Origin of the sequence: Segatella baroniae DSM 16972 = JCM 13447, from assembly GCF_000426585.1 — a bacterium.
GTDB classification, from domain to species: Bacteria; Bacteroidota; Bacteroidia; order Bacteroidales; family Bacteroidaceae; genus Prevotella; species Prevotella baroniae.
Map to the genome: position 1 here is coordinate 49,777 of NZ_AUFQ01000003.1, position 24,241 is coordinate 74,017.

19 protein-coding genes are annotated in these 24,241 nt (G+C 51.2%); 7 read left to right on the top strand and 12 right to left on the bottom strand.

Annotated features, from left to right (window positions below; translation table 11 throughout):
• A complete protein-coding gene (gene frr / locus K334_RS0103265; RefSeq protein WP_025881158.1) occupies positions 1 to 561 on the bottom strand; it encodes a ribosome recycling factor in 561 nt (186 codons plus the stop codon).
• Between the two features lie 41 nt (positions 562 to 602).
• Positions 603 to 1,088, bottom strand: a complete 486-nt coding sequence (locus K334_RS0103270; protein WP_036889917.1) for a free L-methionine (R)-S-oxide reductase MsrC — start codon at positions 1,086 to 1,088, stop codon at positions 603 to 605.
• 103 nt (positions 1,089 to 1,191) lie between these two features.
• On the opposite strand from K334_RS0103270, the gene K334_RS13425 reads away from it, so the two are divergent.
• Positions 1,192 to 1,644: a hypothetical protein gene (locus K334_RS13425; RefSeq protein WP_025881156.1), complete on the top strand. Its 453-nt coding sequence runs from the start codon at positions 1,192 to 1,194 to the stop codon at positions 1,642 to 1,644.
• Positions 1,645 to 1,682: 38 nt separating this feature from the next.
• On the opposite strand, the gene K334_RS0103280 is transcribed toward K334_RS13425, so the two are convergent.
• From K334_RS0103280 to K334_RS0103320, 8 genes are all read right to left on the bottom strand, one after another.
• Positions 1,683 to 3,878 carry an alpha-galactosidase gene (locus K334_RS0103280; protein ID WP_027444508.1) on the bottom strand — a complete coding sequence of 732 codons (2,196 nt, stop codon included), beginning with the start codon at positions 3,876 to 3,878 and terminating at the stop codon, positions 1,683 to 1,685.
• A gap of 69 nt (positions 3,879 to 3,947) precedes the next feature.
• Positions 3,948 to 5,339 carry a phosphoglucosamine mutase gene (gene glmM / locus K334_RS0103285; RefSeq protein WP_025881154.1) on the bottom strand — a complete coding sequence of 464 codons (1,392 nt, stop codon included), beginning with the start codon at positions 5,337 to 5,339 and terminating at the stop codon, positions 3,948 to 3,950.
• Between the two features lie 47 nt (positions 5,340 to 5,386).
• Entirely contained in the window at positions 5,387 to 6,022 is a 636-nt protein-coding gene (locus tag K334_RS0103290; protein WP_025881152.1) for a BamK family beta-barrel-assembly machinery protein, read from the bottom strand.
• A gap of 81 nt (positions 6,023 to 6,103) precedes the next feature.
• Positions 6,104 to 7,141 (bottom strand): DHH family phosphoesterase, encoded by a 1,038-nt coding sequence (locus K334_RS0103295; RefSeq protein WP_025881151.1) that lies wholly within the window; start codon positions 7,139 to 7,141, stop codon positions 6,104 to 6,106.
• Positions 7,142 to 7,209: 68 nt separating this feature from the next.
• Positions 7,210 to 8,121: a glycosyltransferase family protein gene (locus K334_RS0103300; RefSeq protein WP_025881150.1), complete on the bottom strand. Its 912-nt coding sequence runs from the start codon at positions 8,119 to 8,121 to the stop codon at positions 7,210 to 7,212.
• A 710-nt stretch (positions 8,122 to 8,831) separates the two neighbouring features.
• On the bottom strand, positions 8,832 to 10,349 hold the full coding sequence (locus tag K334_RS0103310; RefSeq protein WP_021589461.1) for a peptide MFS transporter: 1,518 nt from the start codon (positions 10,347 to 10,349) through the stop codon (positions 8,832 to 8,834).
• A 69-nt stretch (positions 10,350 to 10,418) separates the two neighbouring features.
• On the bottom strand, positions 10,419 to 11,162 hold the full coding sequence (locus tag K334_RS0103315) for a porin family protein (protein ID WP_025881148.1): 744 nt from the start codon (positions 11,160 to 11,162) through the stop codon (positions 10,419 to 10,421).
• A 24-nt stretch (positions 11,163 to 11,186) separates the two neighbouring features.
• The gene (locus tag K334_RS0103320; RefSeq protein ID WP_390896190.1) at positions 11,187 to 12,578 is read right to left on the bottom strand and encodes a LysM peptidoglycan-binding domain-containing protein; all 1,392 of its coding nucleotides are present in this window, start codon (positions 12,576 to 12,578) and stop codon (positions 11,187 to 11,189) included.
• Between the two features lie 244 nt (positions 12,579 to 12,822).
• On the opposite strand from K334_RS0103320, the gene K334_RS0103325 reads away from it, so the two are divergent.
• The 5 genes from K334_RS0103325 (at position 12,823) to K334_RS13430 (ending at position 19,583) form a co-directional block, all read left to right on the top strand.
• On the top strand, positions 12,823 to 13,524 hold the full coding sequence (locus tag K334_RS0103325; RefSeq protein WP_027444511.1) for a T9SS type B sorting domain-containing protein: 702 nt from the start codon (positions 12,823 to 12,825) through the stop codon (positions 13,522 to 13,524).
• Positions 13,517 to 16,366: an excinuclease ABC subunit UvrA gene (gene uvrA / locus K334_RS0103330; protein WP_027444512.1), complete on the top strand. Its 2,850-nt coding sequence runs from the start codon at positions 13,517 to 13,519 to the stop codon at positions 16,364 to 16,366. Before K334_RS0103325 ends, uvrA begins: the two co-directional genes overlap by 8 nt.
• Before the next feature lie 220 nt (positions 16,367 to 16,586).
• Positions 16,587 to 18,065, top strand: a complete 1,479-nt coding sequence (locus tag K334_RS0103335) for a Do family serine endopeptidase (protein ID WP_021589493.1) — start codon at positions 16,587 to 16,589, stop codon at positions 18,063 to 18,065.
• Between the two features lie 157 nt (positions 18,066 to 18,222).
• The gene (locus K334_RS0103340) at positions 18,223 to 19,086 is read left to right on the top strand and encodes a sigma-70 family RNA polymerase sigma factor (RefSeq protein ID WP_021589444.1); all 864 of its coding nucleotides are present in this window, start codon (positions 18,223 to 18,225) and stop codon (positions 19,084 to 19,086) included.
• A 146-nt stretch (positions 19,087 to 19,232) separates the two neighbouring features.
• A complete protein-coding gene (locus K334_RS13430) occupies positions 19,233 to 19,583 on the top strand; it encodes a hypothetical protein (RefSeq protein ID WP_238319000.1) in 351 nt (116 codons plus the stop codon).
• 439 nt (positions 19,584 to 20,022) lie between these two features.
• Here the strand turns inward: K334_RS13430 and K334_RS0103350 are convergent, their stop codons facing one another.
• Positions 20,023 to 22,227 (bottom strand): S9 family peptidase, encoded by a 2,205-nt coding sequence (locus K334_RS0103350; protein ID WP_025881146.1) that lies wholly within the window; start codon positions 22,225 to 22,227, stop codon positions 20,023 to 20,025.
• A 94-nt stretch (positions 22,228 to 22,321) separates the two neighbouring features.
• Between K334_RS0103350 and K334_RS0103355 the strand changes: the two genes are divergently transcribed.
• Positions 22,322 to 23,245, top strand: a complete 924-nt coding sequence (locus K334_RS0103355) for a tRNA modification radical SAM protein MnmL/YtqA (RefSeq protein ID WP_025881145.1) — start codon at positions 22,322 to 22,324, stop codon at positions 23,243 to 23,245.
• On the opposite strand, the gene K334_RS0103360 is transcribed toward K334_RS0103355, so the two are convergent.
• A complete protein-coding gene (locus K334_RS0103360) occupies positions 23,238 to 24,035 on the bottom strand; it encodes a gliding motility protein GldB-related protein (RefSeq protein ID WP_025881144.1) in 798 nt (265 codons plus the stop codon). The genes K334_RS0103355 and K334_RS0103360 overlap by 8 nt on opposite strands.
• Between the last annotated feature and the right edge of the window lie 206 nt (positions 24,036 to 24,241).

A 24,241-nucleotide genomic window follows, 5' to 3' on the forward strand; every position in this document is an offset into this window, starting at 1 on the left:
TTATACCGTCATGATTTCCTTCTGCTTCTCTTCAAGCAGCGCATCGATCTTCTTGATGTACTTGTCATGCAGCTTCTGCAAATCGTCTTCGGCGTCCTTTTCCAGGTCTTCAGAGAGTCCGTCCTTGATTGCTTTCTTCAGTTTCTCTTTGATTTCAGCGCGTGCCGTTCGCACTTCGACCTTCGTCCTCTCTCCTATCTTGTTGCATTGCTTCACCAGTTCACGGCGTCTTTCTTCCGTCGGCTGGGGTATTCCGAGGCGAATGATCTCGCCATTGTTCTCCGGTGTGATACCCACATCGCTGTCCATGATGGCTTTCTCAATGTCTTTGATTGTTTTTCTGTCCCACGGGCGAATGGCGATTGTCCGAGCATCAGGCGCAGAAACATTAGCTACTTGATTCAAAGGAACCATTGAACCATAACTGTTCACACGTATACCGTCCAGGATGGCTACGTTGGCACGGCCTGCGCGAATATGAGAGAGCTGGTCCTCAAGGTACATGGTAGCCATCTGCATGCGCTCTTCCGCATCATTCAATGTCGTCTTTACGTCTAACATAAGTCTTTTATGATATATTGATGGTGTTGTTTTAGACAAAATTAGAGATTATTCTTTGATTCTCCAATAGTTTCTGCCAATATTTTAGCGATGGCTTCCAATTTCAGACCATCCGTCTGGTCAAATGTCTGCAAGGAAGTGCTGTCTATGTCGATGACGCCAAGCACTTCGCCCGACCGATGATGGCGGATGGGGACGACGATTTCGGAACGCGAAAGGGAGGAACAGGCGATGTGGCCGGCAAACTTTTCGACGTCGGGAACAATCAAAGTGCGGTTCTCGCGCCATGCCGTTCCACAGACACCACGTCCTTTCGCGATGCGCATACAGGCCACAGGCCCCTGAAATGGGCCCAGCTGGAGTTCTTCACCATGCACCCAATAGAAGCCAACCCAGAAGAACGCTTCCGGAAATGCAGCCTTCATGGCCGCCGCAACATTGGCCAACAGGCCCACATGATTGGTCTCTCCGGCTGCCAGACTTCTGACCTGCGCTGTCAAGAGGTTGTATTTTTCGTTCTTATCCATCGACTGATACGATTGCATATACAAGCTATAGGTCGACAAATATACGGCTATTATTTCTCTGTTACAAATTATTTCCTTACTTTCGCATCAAAATGACATTTCAATGAAAAAGCTTTTCCTCTTTGTTTCGGCCCTAATCGTCTCGACATCGGTCACCATGTCCTGCAAATTCGCAAAGGAAGACAATCCCGGCGACACGGTGGCCGCCTCCGTTTTCGAGCCTTACGAACCGAAGGCGAAGCCCGATACCACCTCCGCCGCAATCGTTGCGTCCTCTACGAAGGACAGCGTGGGAATCTATTACATCGGCGAAGGGTCCGGCAAAGCGCAACTCCAACTCCTTTCCTACCCCTCCCGAAAAGACACCACCCTATATTACAAGGCGCGCCGCGTGCGAGTGAAGGGAAGCGCGCAGATTGGAAACATCGTCAGAGTGGGCTTCTTCCACCTGCCGTCAGGCGACAGCATTGTCAATATGGTCGAGCAAATCAAGCCCGATGTGAGTGCTCCCGAGCCCGGCAAGCTCCGCAAAGACTTCCATCAAACCCAGGAATGACAAAAAAGCCTCCCATCGTCCATGGAAGGCTTTTCTGTTTATTGGGCTTCAAGATAGAGGATTCGACTTGCCCACGCCGTATTCTTATGGTAATCCACATGATGCGTGTAGGGGATTTCGAGCCCTTGCGACATCAAGTAAGCGCCGCTGAAGCTCTTTCCTTCAAAAGCCAAAGGCTGGTTGTCTATACGGTTCAGCTCGTGCACCTTGTACATCTTGTCGGCGTCCAGACCAGCCATCTTGACGCGCGGAAGGTGCTGGTTGACAAATGTCTCCGTCTTCCACCAATAGAACACGGCCTTTTGGCGTGCGTCGTCCACGTACATCAGCGAGGCGACGCCCTTGTTTTCGTATGGACTTTGCAAGCGGTAGAGGTCTCCCATTTGCACGATCGGACGAATCTGCTTGTATTCCGCGATGGCATTCTTGCACAACGCCTTCTCTTCCTCGGTCATGTTCTTCGGCTGAATCTCCATGCCGAGGCGGCCGCTCATGGCCACGTCCACGCGATACTTCAACGGCACCAGCCTGTGGGTCTGGTGATTCGGCGACGCACTGATATGGCTGGCCATCGCAATGGCGGGAAAGAACAGGCTCGTCCCCCACTGCATGTAGACGCGCTGCAGGGCGTCGGTGTCGTCGCTGACCCAAAATTCATCAAACCAAGGCAGTATTCCCCAGTTGGCCCGACCGCCTCCGCTGGCGCAAGCTTGAATCGTCAGCAGCGGATATTTGGCCCGAATGCGCTCCAATGTCTTCTTCAGTCCCTCGTGATAGGCCATATACAGGTGGCTCTGCTCCCCCATCGGAAGATACTGACTGCCATGGTTCATGATCGGCATGTTGGCATCCCACTTGATATAAGCTATCTCTGGATATTTTGTCATGAGGTCGTCCACGACGCCAAAGACGAAGTCCTGCACTTTCGGATTGGCCAGGTCGAGCACCAACTGCGTACCTCCACGTCCCAAGACAGCGGCACGTTTCGGTGCCTTGACAATCCAATCGGGATGTTTTTCATATAGCTCGCTCACCGTATTCGTCATCTCCGGTTCAATCCAAATGCCGAACTTTACACCATGTTTCTTGGCGTCACGCAGCAGTCCTTCAATGCCTTCAGGCAGCTTTTGCCTGTCCACAGCCCAGTCGCCGAGCGACGAATCGTCGGACTTGCGTGGATATTTCTCGCCGAACCAGCCGTCATCCATCACGAAAAGCTCACCGCCCATGTCCGCAATGTCGCGCATCATCTCGTCCATGCCTTGCTGGTTGATGTCGAAATAGACCCCTTCCCAGCTGTTCAGCAAGATACGACGCTCCGTGTTGCCGTTGGCCAACATGTAGTTTCGCCCCCAACGATGGAAGTTGCGGGAAGCGCCGCTCAGTCCATCGCGGCTGTAAGTGAAGGCCAGCACGGGTGTTTCCAGCGACTGTCCCTTCTTCAGATGGCAGGCGGAATTGTCCTCGTTGATACCCGCAAAGAAGTAATGGTATTCCGTGTCGTCGGTTTCCACCTTCAGACGATAGTTGCCGCCATAGCACAGAGCCGCCCCGATGACGTCGCCGCTGTTCTCCTTGGCTTTGCCATCGAGCGAGAACATGATTTCCGAATGGTCTGTATGACTGTTGCGCACACCGTCTTTGTTCTTGATGATTAGCTGTCCGGGATTGAGTGGCTCTTCCACCACCCGTCCTTCATTGGCCCAGGAGCCATGGAGGTGGGTGGCCCAGACGTCACCGCGGCGGATGGGCATGCAGCCCGACGAGAATTGCGTCAACGTGACCTTTCCTTTCTCTTCACTCCGTATGGTGGCCCATGTTTCAATCATGTCCACATCGGCATAAGAGCGGTAATGCAAGTCTACATAGAGTGGATAGACCGCGTCTTTCAGATGTACGACGGTCTCGGTTGTCTTGCCCTTTTGCATCACGTCACAGCCTGTCGCCACCAGCACGGTCGACATGTTGCCGTCGGCATGCGTCATGGCGAATGCGGTCTCAACGGGCGCATTCATTCCGTATGCAGGATAGATGTCCATTCGTCCGCCTGTCGGGACGGAGATGTTCTTCAGTTCGTTGCCGACCAACTTGTTGCCGAAGTACATGAACTCGGGCGACTTGCCCTTTTCCACATTCAAGACGAGCGTGATGTTCTTGGATTGTATCACGACATTCTCGGCCATCGACACAAACGGAGCCAATGACAGCAACACTATAAGTAGTTTCTTTCTCATGGGAGTATTGATTTGTTATAATAGAAAAAGGCATAGACCCACTGCGTGGCGGACCTATGCCTTGATATTTCATTGCATGTCGTAGACGACTTGCATCATCTGCTTGCCCAATCCGTCGGCCTCTTCCATGGAGCCGGCTTCGCTGTAGACACGTATGATCGGTTCTGTATTGCTCTTTCTCAGGTGCACCCACTTGTCGGGGAAGTCTATCTTCACGCCGTCCACGTCGTTCACATGGGCTTCTGGCTTTGCCTCGAATATCGTTTTCACCTTCTCCAAGATGGCGTCTACGTCAGTACTCGGCGTCAGGTCGATGCGGTTCTTGGCGATGAAGTAGTTGGGATATTCCCGCCGCAGCTCGCTCACTTTGCACCCTTTCTGCGCCAGGTTGCTCAAGAAGAGTGCAATGCCGACGAGTGCGTCGCGGCCATAATGGCTCTCGGGATAGATCACCCCGCCATTGCCTTCTCCGCCAATCACGGCATTCACTTTCTTCATCTTGGTCGTCACGTTGACTTCGCCCACGGCAGCCGGTGTGTAGACGCCACCATATCTTTCGGTCACATCACGCAGCGCGCGGGTCGAGCTCAAGTTGCTGACCGTATTGCCGGGCGTGTGCCGCAGCACATAATCGGCCACACTGACCAACGTATATTCCTCACCAAACATCTTTCCGTCCTCACAGATGAACGCCAGTCGGTCGACATCGGGATCCACGACGATACCCAGGTCGTAACCACCGTGGGCCAGTTCGCCCATGATACCACCCAGATTCTTTTCCAGCGGCTCGGGATTGTGCGCGAAATCGCCGTTCGCTTCGCCGTTGAGGAACTTGTATTCCACGCCCAACTTGTCGAGAAGTTTCGGCAGGACAATGCCGCCGACCGAGTTGACGCTGTCCACGACCACCCGGAAATGGGCTTTGCGGATAGCTTCGACATCGACGAGTTTCAAGGCAAGCACCGATTCTATGTGGCGATTGTCGAACGTGTCGTCATCAACATAACGTCCCAAGCTGTCGACATCGGCGTAGTCGAAATCCTCGCGTTCGGCAATGGACAACACTTCGTTGCCGTTTTCCTTGGTCAGAAACTCACCTTCGTGGTTCAACAGCTTCAATGCGTTCCAGTTGCGCGGGTTGTGGCTGGCGGTGATGATGATACCACCGTCGGCTCCTGTCATCCTTACGGCCAGCTCGGTAGTGGGCGTTGTCGCCAGTCCGATGTTGACAACGTCATACCCCATGCCCATCAACGTTCCGCAAACGACATTCTTCACCATCGCTCCCGATATGCGGGCGTCGCGCCCTACGACTATCTTGTTTGACGGAGTCTTGACGCTTCGCCGGATGAAGGTGGTGTAAGCCGACGTAAACTTGACGATGTCCAACGGATTCAATGTGTCGCCCGTCTTGCCGCCGATTGTCCCGCGGATTCCCGATATAGACTTGATTAGTGTCATAAGTATTTATTTTTAATAGATTGAGGCGCTTTGACAAGCCGGAAGGGCTATTCCTCCTGGAAAGTCAGTTCATACATGTAGGGTCTGACGCTGTTCGACGCGCTGAGCGTGCCCGACGAACTGGGCACGATCAGGCGGACCTTGGCCAATTCGTCGCCGTCTTTCTTCGGTCGACCGATGTTGATGAAGTCGAAAGGAATCATCCAACCGGCAGGCACTGCCAAGGAATTGTATCGACTGTACATCGTGCTCTTGCCACGGACGAAGCTTCCTGAGAAGGTTCCCGAATTGTTTCTGACCACCATGTGGTCGACCAGACTGGAATAATAGACCCAACGATTCGACAAAACCACGGAGTCGGTCTTCACATCGGTTTCGTCAAATCTCACCAAAAGGTTCTTGATTTCACCTTTCTTTATTTTAGTTCCGACGCCTTTCCTTACAATCTGCATGTAGACGCCAGTGCTGTTCATCAGCACCCACTCGTTGTCTTTCAGGTTGGTCACGCTGTCGCGCGCGAAAAACTCTGCCTCCGAGATGACTTTTATATTATGCTTCGTTATGTAATCGCTGATGGCCGTGCGCTCTTTTTTCTTCAAATCGGCGTATGTCTCGCCGTTCTTACACGATTCAAAGGTCGCCAGAGCGACAAACGCCAGCAAAAACAGATATGCTCTTTTCATTTTACACACAAATGGTTACGGGGCAAAGGTAGTAAAAAATACTTATATCCACTTGTGCCCCCTTATGGATTTATTTATATTTTAACCTTTCAACAGGCTTTCATAACGAATTATTGCAGTGCGCACAATCGTCTCTGCCTCGGCCAACGTGCAGTTCAGATGGCCGCCGCTGGCATTGAGATGGCCGCCGCCGTCGAAGAACTCAGCCGCCATCCGGTTGCAAGGAAAGTCATCGACCGAACGAAGACTCACCCAAACGACCCGGTCTCGCCGGTCGTCTTCGCGCAATGAAATGCTCAATTTCATGCCTTTGATTTTCAAAGGCTCGTTCACCAGCCCCTCAACGTCACCTTTGATGAAATGAAAGTTCTTCATATCGCGGCGGGAAATCGTGAAATAGCTTGCATGAAAGTCATCAAAAACATTGAGTTTCTGCGACATAAGATAACCTCTTAGACGTATCGCCCAGGGGCTGAACACATTGAAGACGTTGCGATATATCTTGTCTTTGTCAATGCCTTTGGTCAACAGTTGCCCGATGACATGATAGATTTCGGGGCGCGTGGAGTTATAAGTAAACCCTCCGGTGTCGGTCATCATGCCCGTATAGAGGGCGACGGCCATGTGGCGGTTCATTCGTTCAAAGCCGCCCAGCTGGCAGATGATGCGGAACAGTAGTTCGCACGTGCTGCACATCTCGGGGAATGACAGCGCCAAGGCACCGGGAATGCGTGGATTGGTGTGGTGGTCGATCAGCACGTAGCGGCCCTTGAAGTTGTCCATGGCGGCCGCCATGGCGTCGAGACGGTCGAGTCCGTCGAAGTCGAGACAGAACACCAGGTCGGCTTCGGCCACTATCCGGTCGGCTTCTTCCTTGTGCTTGTCATACCGCAACAATGTTTCGCTGCCCGGCAGCCATCTCAGGAAGTCGGGATAGGTGTCGGGGACGATGGCCCTGGGTGCCTTCCCTTGCGACCGCAGGTAGTCCGACCATGCCAGGACGGCCCCCATCGCGTCGCCGTCGGGCGACTTGTGGCAGCAGACCACTATCTTTTCTGCCTGTCCGATGGACTCTTCGAGCAAGGTCAGCTGCTTGTCTGTTAGTACGTCGATATTCATAATGGATGCAAAGGTACAAAAAAAAGGCACATCGATGATATGCCTTTTTCTGTATTTTTCGGTTTCTCTCAGAACAGGCGGGCCGGATAGACGCCGTCGTCCACCAACTGCTGTATTCTGTCGACCACACCCTGACGGTCGGCGGCATAGGTGACGCCGAACCACTTGCTTGTCGTGTCGAGCACCTTGACCGACGCCGTGCCGTCCAGAATCAGCTTGTTGACCATCAGCGGGATGAAGAACTCGGCCTTCAGGTTGGCCATGTTGGCCGGATCGGACAGGAATTGCTTGAAATAGTCCTCGCTGTAAGCGAAGTAATCGGGCGTGAATCCCCACACGTTCATGCTGACGGGCGTATTGTCGGGCACGGCTATCCACTCGCCGTTTTCATCCTTATACTTCACTTCCCCTTCGCGGCGCTCGATTTCGGTGCGCTCCACGACGGTCGTCAGGTTGTCTTCTGCGTCCTTTGAGCAAATGCCGCGGGCCACGGTTCCATTGTCGCTCAGCGTGTTGCCCACACGGAATCCGACCATGGCATAATGGTTCTTGCTGCCTTCGGGCAGCTCGCTCAGATACTTGCCCACCGCCATGAAGCAGTCGCGGTTGTAGAAATCGTCGCAATTGATGACACAGAATGGTTCTTTCACGACGTCCTTGGCCATCAGCACGGCATGGTTGGTGCCCCAAGGCTTCTCTCTGCCTTCGGGAACGGCAAAGCCTTCGGGCAGCGCGTCTATGCTTTGGAAGCAGAGTTCCACGGGGATGTGGCCCTCATACTTGCTGAGCACCTTGTCTCTGAACTGCTGTTCAAAATCCTTTCGGATGATGAAGACAATCTTGCCGAACCCTGCCTGGATGGCATCGTAAATCGAGTAATCCATAATCGTTTCGCCGTTGGGGCCCAGACCGTCCAACTGCTTCAGTCCTCCGTAGCGACTGCCCATTCCCGCAGCCAATAGCAACAATGTTGGTTTCATTATATCTTAAATTTAAGTTGTACGACTTGCTTATTCAAGTCTTGACTACAAAGATAGCGCAATTTTATGATTGCGCCATCATCTCTTGCGTATATTTTCGCCGACCCTATGCTTTTGGATTGTTTTTAGGAAATGACAAGCGTGCTTTGGGGCCTCCATCCATTTGCAAAGCCTGCCCTCCATCCTCATCGTCCAGCCTCCCGAACGCTTGGAAAACAGGCTCCGACGACTATGAATAATATTTACAAAAGCTTTGAAATGGCTGCGTTTTTCAGCAAGAGACAACAGGACGGGATGAAAAACGTGTTTTTAGACAGGAGTGCAAAGGACTGACTGTCAGCTTGTTGCGGTTCGCCGGTCAAACACGGTGGCCCAATCACCTTGAAACAGGCCTCCTTTTGCCTTGTAGAAAGGCCCTTGTCGCATCCTGAAAGTCGTGCTTCAGCGCGTCGGAAGGACTGCTTTCAGCCAGTGAAAGCGCCACGGGCGCAACTTGTCATCTATCTTTTGCCGCCCGGCCTGCCCTCTTTCCGGGTTTTGCAGCTCCAGATGTAGGTAAAAAAAGATGCGTTTTTTACGCCAAAAATATTTACAAACACCGACATGTTCGGCCCCGGTTGTCTCTTGGTCGCACGCATGTATGGCGATGGCGCATACCGAACCATGTTCAACAGAGTCCGATATGCGCCACTTCCGTTCAGTTCATCTGCTTAGCAAACTTTCTCCAGCTTCTTCATCACAGCGAAGACGAAGATGAAGGAAGCCAGGCAAAGGGCTACCAGGACGCCCCAAACGACCGTCAGGGGCACTGCCTTCCACAGATAGGCCGGTATTTGAACCAGGAAATTGCCGATGGCCGTCGCGCCAAACCAGCAGCCCATCATCACGCCTTTGTACTTTTCGGGAGCCACCTTGCTCACGAACGAAATGCCCATTGGTGAGAGAAGCAACTCTGCAAAGGTGAGAACGAGATAGGTGATGACGAGCCAGTTGGGTGAAACACGCTGTTCGTCGGTCAGGTTGTAGCTCAAGCCGATGGACGCGAAAATCATGATGACATAGGCGGCGCCGGCCACGAGCATGCCATAGCCGATCTTGCGGGGCGCGGAAGGCTCCATGCCTTTGGACGCCAGCCAACCGAACAGACCCATGCTGACCGGAGTGAGGAATACGACAAAGCTCGGATTGAACTGCTGGAAGATAGGAGCCTCGATGGCAGTCTGCACCCCTTGGGTGGCATTATAATTGTGTGCAAGATAAGCCGCAGCCAAAGCGATGATGGCGAAAGCAATTACCTTGCCCTTGCTGGTCTTGCTCTGAACGAGCGCGAACAGTGAGTAGATGATGAAGATGCAAGCCAGAATGTTCGTAATGTCGAACAACATGCCGACCGTTCCTTCGACACTCTTGACGACAAAGTCGCGCGCAAAATACGTCAAGGTGAGTCCGTTCTGATGGAAAGCCATCCAGAAGAAGATGACAACGGCGAAAACAAGGTAGAGCGCAACCAGCCGCGACTTGGTGTCGGCTTTCTCTTCAGGCGTCTCTTCCCGCTTTTCAATGGCCGCGCCGGCATTCTTCTCCACCTTTCTGGCCGAGTTGTCCACATGGGCGAAGGTCCAGCGGAAACCGTAGTAGATGGCCATGGAGACGATCAAAGACACGCAGGCCACGCCGAAGGCATAGTGGTAGGCGGTCTGTTCCGAAGCTCCCAATGCCATCTTGGCCCATGCGATGAGCTTCAAGGCTGCCGTTGGCGCGAACATGGCGCCGATGTTGATGGCCATGTAGAAGATGGAGAAGCCATTGTCGCGCTGCGAAGCATACTTCGGGTCGTCGTAGAGATTGCCCACCATCACCTGGAGATTGCCTTTGAAGAGGCTTGTCCCCACGCTGATCAACAGCAGGGCGGCGACCATCATGGCAACGGCAAGGGCGCCGGAACCGGCCGGAATGGCAAGCAGCAGATAGCCCAGGAACATCACGAGAATGCCGAAGGTGACGCATTTGCCGAAGCCTATGCGGTCGGCCACGGCGCCACCGGCGATTGGAAGGAAATAAACCAGCATCAGGAACGACGCGTAGACGGTTCCGGCAAGGCCTTCGCCCCAACCGAAATTAGCCTGCAAGAACAGAACGAAGATAGCCAGCATCGTGTAGTAACCGAAGCGTTCTCCGGTGTTGGCCAACGCTAACGCAAAGAGGCCTTTAGGTTGATTTTCAAACATAAGAATTATTTTAAATTAATATTAGGTTATTCGGGGTGTACATGGACATTGACATCCTCTTGTGAATGTCTACTTGCACCTCTTCGTGCGCGAGACGTCGAACAGATAGGTGGCCTTGACGACGATGTTTCCCAGGTTTGACTTGGCGAAATAGTCGCGTTTGGAGCTTCCGTAGATGTTGCCCAGCCCATAATAATAACGCGCTTCGAGCAAGAAATGACCGATTTTGGGATGCGCGTATTCGATTCCGCCGCCCAAGGCGATACCATAATCCAGCTTGTTTTCCACAGCCATCGTGTCCTGGGCCACGACCTGGTTGCTGCGGTCGGTCATGTTCCGGTTCTTGAAATCGAAATTCATTTGGGTGGATTCGCTCAACAGATAGCCGAACTGCGGCCCCAGATTGACGAAAAACTGCATGCCTTTCGTCTCCCTTCCCCAGGCCAAGTGGGCGAAGAGCGGCACCTGGATGTAATTCAGCGTGCGGCTGTATTCCTCGGCCAGGCCCGTCACGGCGTTGACAACGGGATTCCGGTCGTGGTCGATGATGTCTTCCGTCCACCCCACCCGCGCGTAGTTGATCTCGCCAAGGATGGAACAGATGGTGGAAAAATACTTCTCTGAGGTGTATTTCAACGTCAGTCCCCCCGTAAAACCGTTGTGTCCTTGCTGGTTCACCTTGGGCGTGAACCCGACATTGCTCATCACCAGTCCTCCGTTTACGCCTATCTGGAAATCATTGCGGTGCAGACCTATTTGGGCGTTTGCCTGCAAGGACAAGAGGGAAAGTATAAAAACAAGGATTTTCTTCATAACGAATAGATGCGGAAAAGCAAGTTAAAATTCCATCAGTTCCAACTTGCCGTCATAGCGGTAGTGAACGAGCAGGAAACTGTCATTCTGGTATCCGCCGTCGCCCACACGAGAGAAATGGAGCGGCGACTGGAGGGCGCGATGGCGATTCTGCGATTTCGAGCCGGTAAATCCTTTGCCGAAGGAGCGTAACCCCTGCAAGAAGAAGCTCGCCTGGTCGTAACCCGTCAGCGCGAAGTGGGGTAAAGCATAGAGCATGTCGGCCTGGAACCAATGGCGATAGTTGCGCTCAAAGCCGGCCGTGGCCCCCGACACAGGATTATAATAAAAGGTGGAAGGGATATAGGTGTCGAACTTGTGGAAATGCTCTATATTGTATTTGGTGTACATCAGCCATTCCGTGTAGCCGTAAAGTGAGACCAACACGCCGGAGCGCATGGCCCGCAAGCCATCCAACTTGTTGAGGGCCAGCGTCAGTTCAGGCGAACGGCCCGTATTAAGCACAACCACGTTGCGCTTGTTGGTGTCGAAAGCCTTGGCGAAATTCTCTTCGCTCGACTTCAGGTTGGTAATGCTGTAGGCGATTCCGCGGCTCTCCAGCTGCTTGCGAAGCCCGAAGGTAAACGCCGCTTTCCTGCTGGTGGTGTCGTTGCAGTCGATAAACACCGGATGGCAGTCGCCGAAACGGGACAGGAACACGTCGATACTGCGCTGGTTCAGCTTGGCGGGCGACTGGTAGACCTGGTACAACTCCTGGTATTCGCTCACCTCGTTGCCCGAGATTGAAAAAGGAATCACCAACCTGATATGATGTTTCTTGCAGAATTGGGCCAATGGTTTCACCTGTTTGCTGTACAACGGCCCGAATATCACGTCACAATTCTTGGCATGCACGTCCTGCAGCAGCTGGTTGATGTCCGTGTCCATCGCCGCGTTCCAGGCATGGATGTCGGTGGACAGGCCCTTGGCTTTCAGGCTGTCGCAGGCAATCAGCAGGCCACGATAGTACTCGGTCATGCGCCTGCCGTCGCCATCCACGTCGTGCAAGGGGAGCATGACGCCGACCGTCAGCCTGTCGCCGGAAGGGCGGGTCGCTGCCGTCGAGGCGGTCGCGGGCTGCGACACTCTTGCGGCAGCGGCATTCTGCGACGTGGCGGTTGGCTTGTCGCCTGAATCCACTTGTGGAATCATGACATAGTCTCCATGACGAAGCTCATACCCCTCTTGCTTCATCTGCGGATTGGCTTCGAGAAGTTGCGGAATGGTTATGTCGAATTTCCGGGCTATGCCGTAAATGGTGTCTTTTTTCTTTACTTTATATTTGTCCCGAATGACCAAGGACTGCGCCATCAAGGAGCTGCTTAGGACAAACAGGAAGAGGAGGAAACAACATTTCTTTAGCTGTATCATGATCATTTGTCATCTGTTTCTATTGCAAAAGTAGTAAAATAATCGGATAAGAATAAATAATGTCATGGTTTTTCAGCTCTTTCATGACAATTGTCCATACGAATATCCATACAAAACGGCCGCGCCTTGGCCCAAACCATGTCAAACGGATTGGCGGTTTGCGCCTTATTCCGTTAAACTTTCCATATTCGTGCGCTTGTTACGGCGTTTTTCTGTACCTTTGCTTACTTCAAACAAAGTGACGACTACAATGAAAAAAGCATTCGTTTTTGCCATTCTCTTGTTGCAGCTGTTCATTTGTCAGGCCCAGACGGTGCCGAGTGTCAGCCCGACAGTGGACATCAGCATTCCCGACAAAGACCCGTTGACCGACCAAACGACCTATACGGGGTCGGCACCGCTGACTTGTCGCTTCAAGGCGAACCCCGCGGACAACAATGGTTGGGACGCTTTTTACGAGTGGCGGTTCTATCGGGGAGAAGACAGGCGGAACCCTTTTTTGCGGCGATATGAGGAAGAGACGACGCTCGGCATCAACTCGTCGGGAGCGCACTACATACAACTCCACGCCATGTTTGTCCATGACAAAGACACCATAAGGTTTACAGAGGAAGACCTCTCCCCCATCGTCATCAATGTTTATGAGAGCAAGCTGGAAATGCCCAACGCCTTCTCGCCCAACGGAGACGGCGTGAATGACATATACAAGGCCAAAGCCGGTTATCAAAGTATCGTGGATTTCCACGCTGCGATATTCAACCGCTGGGGACAGAAACTGTTCGAGTGGGACGACCCGGCAAAGGGCTGGGACGGCAAAAGCCATGGCAAAGACGTGAAACAGGGCGTCTATTTCTGTCTCGTGAAGGCCAAGGGGGCGGATGGCAGGGTGTTTGACATAAAGACAGACGTCAACTTATTGAGAGGATACGAAGAAGGAAGCAACAATGAATAAGATAGAAGTCTTGGGCGCGAGAGTCCACAATTTAAAGAACATTGATGTAGAGATACCACGTGGTTCGCTGACCGTCATCACCGGCCTGTCCGGTTCGGGAAAGTCGTCGCTGGCTTTCGACACGATTTTCGCGGAAGGACAACGCAGGTATATAGAGACGTTTTCGGCCTATGCCCGCAACTTTCTGGGCAACATGGAGCGCCCGGACGTCGACAAAATCACCGGCCTGAGCCCGGTCATCAGCATAGAACAGAAGACGACCAACAAAAACCCGCGTTCCACCGTGGGAACGACGACGGAGATTTATGACTATCTGCGCCTGCTATACGCACGTGCAGGAACGGCATACAGCTATGCAACCGGCGAAAAGATGGTCAAATACACGGAGGAAAAGGTCATCGAAATGATATTCGAAGCCTATGCCGGCAAAGCCATCTACATTCTGGCTCCGCTCGTTCGCAACCGCAAAGGCCACTATCGGGAGCTTTTCGAGAGCATGCGACGAAAGGGATATCTGTACATGCGCGTGGATGAAGAGATACTGGAAATCACCCGTGGCATGAAGACCGACCGTTACAAGAACCATAATATAGAGGTGGTCATCGACAAGCTCAAGGCTCCGGAGCCCGGCACGCTGGACGACAAGCAGTCGAAGCAGATAGCCGAGCGGTTGAGGAAGAGCGTGGAGACGGCCATGAAGCAGGGCGATGGACTCATCATGATACTCGACAAGGAGACGAACGTCGGCAAATACTTTTCCAAAAGACTGATGTGTCTCACTTCGGGAATCTCATACAAAGCTCCCGCACCCAACATTTTCTCTTTCAACTCGCCCGAAGGGGCTTGTCCGCATTGCAAGGGTCTGGGGTATGTCAATGAGATAGACATGAAAAAGGTCATACCCAACGACATGGCCAACATCCATGAAGGCGGAATCACACCGCTCGGGAAATACAAGAACCAGATGATATTCTGGCAGATAGACGCCATCTTGAAGAAGCATGGCTTCTCCCTCAAGACGCCCATCAAGGACATTTCCAAGGAAGCCATGGACGAAGTATTGTATGGCAGCTTGGAGAATGTGAAGATTGACAAGGAACTCGTCCACACCTCCACCGACTATTTCGTGACTTTCGACGGAATCGTCAAATACATAAAGAATGTGATCGACAATGACGACACGGCTGCCGGACAGAAGTGGGCCGACCAGTTTCTGGCTGTGGCGGAGTGTCCGGAATGCCACACCCAACGACTCAACAGAGAAGCCTTGTCATACAGGATATGGGACAGGAACATTGCGGAAGTCGCCAATATGGACATCCTGGACTTGAAGGAGTGGACAGACCATGTGAAAGAACACATGGAGCCACAACAGAAGACTATTGCGGAAGAGATTCTGAAAGAAATCAGTACCCGAATCAGTTTCCTGCTCGACGTGGGCCTGAACTACCTGAGCCTGAACCGGCCGAGTGCCTCTCTATCAGGCGGCGAAAGCCAGCGCATCAGGCTGGCCACGCAAATCGGCAGCCAACTGGTGAATGTCCTATACATATTGGACGAGCCGAGTATCGGCCTGCACCAGCGGGACAACGAACGTCTGATCAACTCCCTGAAAGAATTGAGGGACTTGGGAAATACCGTTATCGTCGTCGAACACGACAAGGACATGATGCTGGCTGCCGACTGGATTATCGACATTGGCCCCAAAGCAGGTCGCAAGGGAGGTCAGGTCGTCTTCCAAGGCACGCCGCAGGACATGCTGAAGACGCATACCATAACGGCGCAATTCCTGAACGGAGAGCAGGAAATCAAGATTCCAGAGCGGCGAAGGAAAGGCAATGGGAAGGCAATCAGAATCTTGAATGCCAGCGGGAACAACCTGAAGCATATCGACGCGGAATTTCCTTTAGGCGAGTTGATTGTCGTCACAGGCGTTTCGGGGTCGGGCAAGTCGACTTTGATTAACGAAACCTTGCAACCCATTCTGTCACAGCACTTCTATCGCTCTTTGAAAAAGCCCATGCCATACGGGGCCATCGAGGGGATGGACAATATTGACAAGATAGTCAATGTAGACCAAAGTCCCATCGGCAGGACGCCACGCAGCAATCCCGCCACCTATACGGGTGTTTTCAGCGATATCAGGTCGCTGTTCGTCAACCTCCCCGAAGCAAAGATAAGGGGGTACAAGCCCGGACGGTTCTCATTCAACGTTAAAGGCGGCCGATGTGAGGCGTGCGGGGGCAACGGTTACCGAAGCATTGAGATGAATTTCCTCCCCAATGTCCTCGTTCCCTGCGAAGTATGTCATGGAAAACGCTACAACCGTGAGACGCTTGAAGTGAGATATAAGGGTAAAAGCATTGCCGATGTGCTGGACATGACCATCAACCAAGCCGTCGACTTCTTTGAGAATGTGCCCAACATCCTGAACAAGATAAAGACCCTACAGGATGTAGGACTCGGCTATATAAAGCTGGGGCAAAGTTCCACGACCCTGTCGGGGGGCGAGAGCCAGCGCGTGAAACTGGCGACGGAACTGTCAAAGCGCGACACAGGGAAAACACTATACATCCTGGATGAGCCGACAACCGGTCTGCACTTTGAAGACATCAGAATCTTGATGGATGTACTTCAAACGTTGGTAAACAGAGGCAATACCGTCATCATCATCGAACATAACCTCGACGTAATCAAGCTGGCAGACCATATCATCGACATCGGCCTGGAGGGAGGAAGGAATGGCGGCACCATCCTTTTCGAGGGGACGCCCGAAGAGATGGCCCAAACAAACGTAGGCTACACGGCTAAATTCCTGGCACAAGAACTGGCCATGAAATAATTGTGAAAATAAACCACGCCGAGATTAATAGCCGTTAATGACGTTAACATGTTCGTTAAAATGGGATAAATATTAACGCAGATTGCTTTGTTTTCAACTTAATGATTTTATATTTGCAACCAAACAAAACGCCTATTGATTCGTATTTAACAATTCAATCGGCGTTGGTTTACAATAAGGACACAACACAGATAAAGAATAACATTAGATAAACAAGCGTATGAAAAAGCATTCTAATTTGATTTTGACGGCCATGTGTGTCACCGCATTGGCCTTTTCTGCCGGGAGTTTCATGAAAGTGAATGCGGCAAAGAATACCGAATCGTCGGCAATGGGACAGCCTGTAGACCTCACCTATGCGGCCGACAAGGCACTCCCGGCCGTCGTTCATATCAAATATGTTCAGAACTCGAAGATTCAGACGGTGGATGTTCAAAGCGATCCGTTCGAAGATTTCTTCGGTCCGTTTGGATTCTTCGGCAATCCGAATCAAGGAAACGGCGGCACACGGAAGCAACGGGTGCAGACGCCGAAAAGAGAAGCGACCGGCAGTGGCGTCATCATCAGCCAGGACGGCTACATCGTGACCAACAACCACGTCGTGAACGGTGCTGACGAGTTGACCGTGACGCTGAACGACAACAAGGAATTTTCTGCCAAGATTATCGGAACAGATCCCACTACGGACCTGGCGCTGATAAAAATCAACGGAAAGAACCTCCCGACGCTTCCCATCGGTGACAGCGAAAAGCTGAAAGTGGGCGAATGGGTGCTCGCGGTCGGCAATCCCTACAACCTGAGTTCCACGGTGACCGCAGGTATCGTAAGTGCCAAAGCCCGCTCGCTGAGCGGCAGTGCCGAAGGTCCGAGCGTGGCAAGTTTCATACAGACAGACGCTGCCATCAACCCGGGAAACTCCGGCGGTGCGCTTGTCAACACCAAGGGTGAACTTGTGGGTATCAACACCATGCTCTACTCACAGACAGGGTCTTACAGTGGCTACGGCTTCGCCATCCCCACGACAATCATGAACAAGGTTGTGGCAGACCTGAAGGAGTACGGCACCGTACAGAGAGCGGTTCTCGGTATCAAGGGCGGTGACGTTCTGGACTACATCAACAACGAAAAGGAAAACAACAAGCGTGTAGACCTGGGTACGAATGAAGGCGTTTATGTAGGCTCCGTCGAAGAAGGAAGCGCAGCCGCCAGTGCGGGTGTACAGAAAGGCGACGTCATCACCAAGGTGGATGAGAAGAATATCACCAAGATTTCCGAGCTTCAAGAATACTTGTCGAAGAAACGGCCGGGAGACAAGGTGACAATCACCTTCCTGCACAACAAGGAAAAGAAGTCGAAGACGGTCACTTTGAAAAATGCCCAAGGCAACACCAAGGTTGTAAAGACGGCCGATTTGGACATCCTCGGTGCCAGCTTCAAGCCGGTGGGCAAGGATATCAAAGAGCAACTTGACATTACTTTCGGCTTGGAGGTCACGAAAGTGGAAAAGGGCGCCATCAAAGATGGAGGCATTGGAACCGGTTTTGTGATTCTATATGCCAACGACAAGCCCATCAAGACGATAGCCGACCTGCAGGAAGCAGTGAAGGTTGCGTCGACGAGCAAAGACCCCGTCCTTATCATCAAGGGCATGTGGCCTACAGGAAAACAAGACTATAAGGTAGTGAAAGTAGGCGAATAGCGGTTCAGAATCCAACGAAAACATCGGGTTGCATATTGTTTGCGGAAAGCAAAAATATGCAACCTTTTGTTTATAAACAAGTAAATCGCTATCGAAAATTTGCAGAAAATAAAATAAAACCTTACATTTGCAACCACGCATGCAAAATTAACACTTAATGAGACAACTGAAAATCACGAAATCTATCACGAATCGAGAGAGCGCATCTCTTGACAAGTATCTACAGGAAATCGGTCGCGAAGAGCTGATTACTGTAGAAGAGGAGATTGAATTGGCACAAAGGATCAGGAAGGGCGACCGCAAGGCGCTGGAAAAACTGACCAAGGCCAATCTCAGATTTGTGGTTTCAGTGGCCAAACAGTATCAGAATCAGGGACTCAGCCTTCCGGATTTGATCAACGAAGGCAATGTTGGACTGATCAAAGCGGCGGAAAAGTTTGATGAAACAAGGGGCTTCAAGTTCATTTCATACGCGGTATGGTGGATCAGGCAAAGCATTCTGCAAGCAATCGCCGAACAAAGTCGAATCGTAAGATTGCCCCTCAACCAAGTGGGGTCGGTGAATAAAATCAATCGCATACTCAGTAAGTTTGAACAGGAAAACGAACGACGTCCCAACATCGAAGAGATTGCCGACAGCATAGACTTGTCTGAGGAGAAGATCGAAGAGGCTTTGAAGGTCAACGGAAGGCATATCTCTGTCGATGCGCCATTTGCCGAAGGCGAAGAGAACGGATTGCTCGACATTCTACCAAACACGGATGCGCCGTCGGCCGACACAGAGCTGGTGAAAGAATCGCTTCGCGAGGAAATCGGACGAGCCCTGAACCACCTGAACGAGAGGGAGAGGAATGTCATCGAAGCTTTCTTTGGCATAGGAATGCCCGAAATGACACTGGAGGAGATAGGCGACAAATATGACTTGACACGAGAACGGGTTCGACAAATAAAGGAAAAGGCAATCCGACGTCTTCGTCACAATACGCAAAATAAAATGCTGAGGTCTTATCTCGGACGATAGACACGCATTGAATGATTATGATTATGAAACTAAAAGGATTATATCTAACAGCACTTTTGCTTTGCAGCTGCTTTGCAGCAACGGCCAAGAATATTGCAACCAAAGGATATTTGTTTGGCTTTGCATCGTCTTTTAATGATTCCATCGTGTATTTCACAAACATACAGGAGGTGGACTCCGTGTGGATTAACACGAAAACCAAGTTCCTATACAGCCGCGAAAACTACTCTTATCAGTTGCGGGACCACTTGAGGGACAACGGGATGGATGCGCCTACTTGCGTCACGGTGTTCTCAACGAATCGCAAGGACATCGAGAAAAAATACATCAATCTGAAGAGAAGATACACTTCCAACAAGAGACAAAGTTACATTGTCAAATATCTGACGGATGAGAACTTCCAATTCAGGGCCATTCCTTTCGAAAACGATGAAAGTCAAGACGTGACGACGCCTGTCAAAAAAGCGAGGAAAGGCCAAAAGAACAAGCGCAAATGACGTTCATGCTTGCAACATGGCATTGCGTCGGACTGGAAGTTTGACAATAGCGACAACGTAGAGAGGGGGCAATTTCTGCTCCCTCTCTTGTTTTTCAGGGCTGTAAATCGCCAAGCAGACTCCAAACGCTCGCCCTGAATGGAAATCCTTGCACTCCATGTTGCGCCTTCATGAGCCTCGACCGCCGGCAGGAACGGCAGATGCGGGAATTGGGAATGCGGCGGCCTGTCGGCAAGAGGATGGCGGTTGTCGGCTTGTCGTTGAGCTTTTACACGCCAAGAAGCCTGCTTTCAGCTTGTAAAAGCTGCGCTTTCACAAGCTGAAAGTCATGCTGTTGTACGGTCAAATGGGGCTTTCTGCGTGTAGGGTGTACTTTGTTATGGCATAAAAATTGACCTGTTACCCAAAAGTAGCCTTGCCGTTAGCATTTGATTACAGGCTATTTCAGGTTGCTGATAAAGAAATTGCTTATCTGGCGCAACAGATGTTTTCTCGTGTTTCCACCATAAATGCTGTGGTTGCGGTTCGTATAGTAGATTTCCTTGAAATCCTTGTCGGCCTGTACGAGTGCTTCGGCATATTCAAACGTGTTCTGCGGGTGGACATTGTCGTCCGCCACGCCATGACAGAGCAGCAAGGCGCCCGACAAGTGTGCCGCGCGGCTGATGGGATTGTCGCCATATCCCTCGGGATTTTCTTTGGGTGTACGCATGTATCGCTCGGTGTAGACAGAGTCATAGAACCGCCAGTTGGTCGGAGGAGCTACAGCCACACCAGCTTTAAACACGGCCTGTCCGTCGCTCATGCTCATCAGCGTGTTGAACCCTCCAAAGCTCCATCCCCATATACCCATGCGCGAGCCATCTACATAGGGCTGTCGGCCAAGCCACAAGGCCGTTTCCACCTGGTCTTTGGATTCCAATGCCCCCAAATGCAGATAGGTGCATTTCTCAAAAGCGGAGCCGCGGCCGCCCGTTCCTCTGCCATCGACACACACGACGATGAAGCCCTGTTGCGCCAGATAGGAGTCGAAGGCTCCCCCCTGCCCCATGCTGCCTGCCGACCAGCTGTTTTTCACCTGCTGCGAACCTGGGCCGCTATACTGGTACATGATGACCGGATAACGCTTGGAAGCGTCGAAGTCCAAGGGCTTTACCATCCAACCGTCCAGCTTCGTTCCATCGGTTGTGACGAATGAAAAGGGTTCGCGCGCGGCAAAGCCATATTCCTTGGCCAGTTGCCTCAACGCCGCGTTCTGTTCAAGGGTCAGGACTTTCTTGCCGGTATTGGTCACGACTTCGTACTGGTAGGGCGTGGCATAATCGCTCCACATGTTTATAAAGTATTGGAAGTCACCGGAAAACACCGCATCGTTCCATCCCTCCTTGCCGGTGATTCGCTCTTCTTTGCCATTCTTGTGGGCAACGAAGACCTGCCTGTCATGGCTGTTGATGGAAGCAGCCTGATAATAAACGTCTCCCGTCTTCTCGTCAAAGCCATAGACCTCCGTAATGTCAAAGTCGCCATTGCCTATCTTGCGTTTCAACGTACCATTCATGGTGTATTCATACAAGTGCATGTAGCCGTCACGGTCGCTTGGCAGCAAGATGCTGCCTGCTCCGATTTGAACTTGTTCCATGGACTCCTCCTTCACATATTTGTCCGCTTTTTCCTTTATCAGCAGTTGCGACAGGGTTGTGCGTGGATTGACGGCATATAGATTCAAGACATCCTGATGGCGATTCATCGTAAACACGATGATTTTGGCCGGGTCTTTCGTCGACTTGATGCGGGGCATGTAGCCGTCTTCGTCCAGTGGCACCTGAAGCCGATTTGTCTTGTGCGACTGGATGTCGTATGCCCATGCCGAGACTTTCGCATTGACTTCGCCGGCTTTGGGATACTTGTAGGTGTACAGGCCCGGGTAGGTGCTGTATTCAGACCGCGTCGGGTGAGAACCTTCAAACATCTGTAAAGAATATTCCTTCACATTGCTCTCGTCATATTTAATCCAACAAATCATCGTTCCGTCGGCATTGAACGTGAGCGAGGACTTTGTAGAAAACTCTTCCTCATTCACCCAATCGGGAAGTCCGTTGATGATTCCGTTGATCTTGCCATCCTTCGTAACCTGCGACTCGGCATTGTCATACAACAACTTCACCAGATAGATGTTGTTGGCCCGCACGAATGCCACTTGCCGACCGTCAGGCGACCATACAGGAGCCTGTTGCGAGCCGTTGGTCGACAAGCGTTCCAACTTTCGGCTCCTGATGGTGTAGAGATAGTACTCGGCCTTGAAGGAGCGACGATAAATCCTCTTGGTTTGCGTCTGCACCAAAAGACGAGAGCCATCGGGAGATGGTATGTAGCCCTCCACCCGTGAAATGGATTCGCCAAGCGTATGGCTTGCGTCAAACAAGACGTTCGACAATTTGCCCGTTTTAAAGGAATAAAGCTCTATTCGCTTTTGGTCATCACTGATGCAGGCATATTGGTCGGTTCCGGCTATGGGACGGATGTTGCTGATCGTTCGAGCCGCGAACTTTCCCGACGTGACATCGGCTATCGTCAATTTCTCATAAGCCACCATACGAAGCGCTACGCAGAAAAGCGCAGCATACAAAAAGGCGAATCTTTTCATTTAATCATCTAATTAATTGTTATATATTGTATAGCAAAGATAAGGGAAAATTGATACTTTTGCAAAGGAATAATGACAAAATCTGTTTCATAAGATGATTTACAACGACTTTGGACACTGGATAAACGGCCAATACCCATTCAAAATACAGAAAATATCAATCGACGCTGGCTTTTCATGTCCCAATAGAGATGGCCGAATCGGGACCGGAGGCTGCACGTTCTGTGACAACAGGACTTTCAGTCCGGCCTACACTGACCGAGACTCCAGCATTTCAAGCCAGATAGAAAAAGGCAAAGACTTTTTCCAACGCAAGTATTCGAACATGAAATTCCTGGCCTATTTCCAATCTTTTACAAACACCTATGCCCCGACAGACCGGTTGAAGCAACTGTACGAGGAAGCGTTGGGCCAAGAAGACATCGTGGGATTGGTGATAGGCACCCGCCCCGATTGTGTCGCCGACGAACTTCTCGATTATCTGGCCGAGGTCAACAAGTCACGGCTGGTCATTATAGAATATGGCGTGGAGTCCATCCATGACGCAACCTTGCGGCACATACACCGAGGACACACCTTTGAATGCAGCGCGGAGGCCATTCGACGAAGCCATCAGCGAGGACTGACGACGGGCGTCCACATGATATTGGGGCTTCCTGGAGAAGACAGAGAAATGATTTTAAGACAAGCCGATGTCCTGTCGTCGCTTCCCATCGACATCCTTAAGATTCACCAAATGCAAATCATCAGGGGCACACAATTGGCCAAAGAGTTCGCGCGACAGCCTTTTCATGTTTTCACGGTCGAGGAATATATAGAGATTGTCGCTGAATACATCGCCCGACTGCGTGACGACATCGTCATCGACAGGTTTGTGAGCGAGTCGCCCAAGGAGCTTCTCGTTGCCCCCCGCTGGGGCTTGAAGAACTTTGAATTTACCAATTTGCTCACCAACCATCTTCGCCGTCACGGCATTCGGCAGGGAAGCAAGTGGCGACAAACGCAGAATCCTATTTGAAATCTTGGTAATTCTTTCCTTCCAACAGGGCTTTGACAGTCGTTCCGGGATGGGAGGACATGTATTTCTCCACTGATTTCACGAATGGGGTCTTGAAGACTTTCTTGTGCATGGCCACGTTGGTCGCCCACATCATTTTCCCCATGTGCAAATCATGCTCACGTTGTGTTCTCGCGTCTGGACTGTCCAAGGGATACAAGCTGAGGAGATAGAAACTAATACAATCCGGAACGATGTATTCCCGCGCCATGCTTCTCCTCTGTTGTACACTATAATACTTCTTATACAAAGGATAATCTTCGCCTAAATACTTGTCCAAAGAGATTCCTATGAGCTTGTCTCCAATGAGTACGCTCTGGTTCAACGCGCCAATCTGGGTGTAAATCTCCGGCAAAGGCATATCGGGGAGCAATTCTTTCAGCCGTTTGAAAGCCGCATCAAAAGCCGCATTGACATCCTCCATGTCTGCGTATTGTGCCTCTGCGTCTGAAATCAACACCTGCAAGGCGGTGTCCTGAAAAAAACTAAGAAAGCGATTGTTGATATCCGGCTCGTAAACAGCGCCGATTTTCAACACATTCTCTACAAGTGTACGAGTTTCTATGGGGTATTCAGTGTTCATCTGCTGCAAAGCAGAGAAGTCTCCGGTTGTCAAATAACGGCTCTCCAGGCGGTCATAGCGTTCTACTTTGACCACCCTTTCCTCTTGCCCGCCCAGCGACTTCATGTTGAAGTCGCAACATATACAAACGAAGAGAATGTACAAGAATATGAAGACTGAATTTTTCAATAACCTTTGACAGACTAATTACTTTCCAAATGCAAAAATAGTAAATAATATAACATGAACCAAAAGAAAAGCTAAAAAAAACAAATAACTATGCTTTTTGTGTGCTTTAAAGCGGAGTTTGTATTAATTTATTCTAATTCCAAGAGTGCCGAATATAGTAAATAGAATCTTAAAACGGGTAATATTTGGAACTAAATGGAATTTAA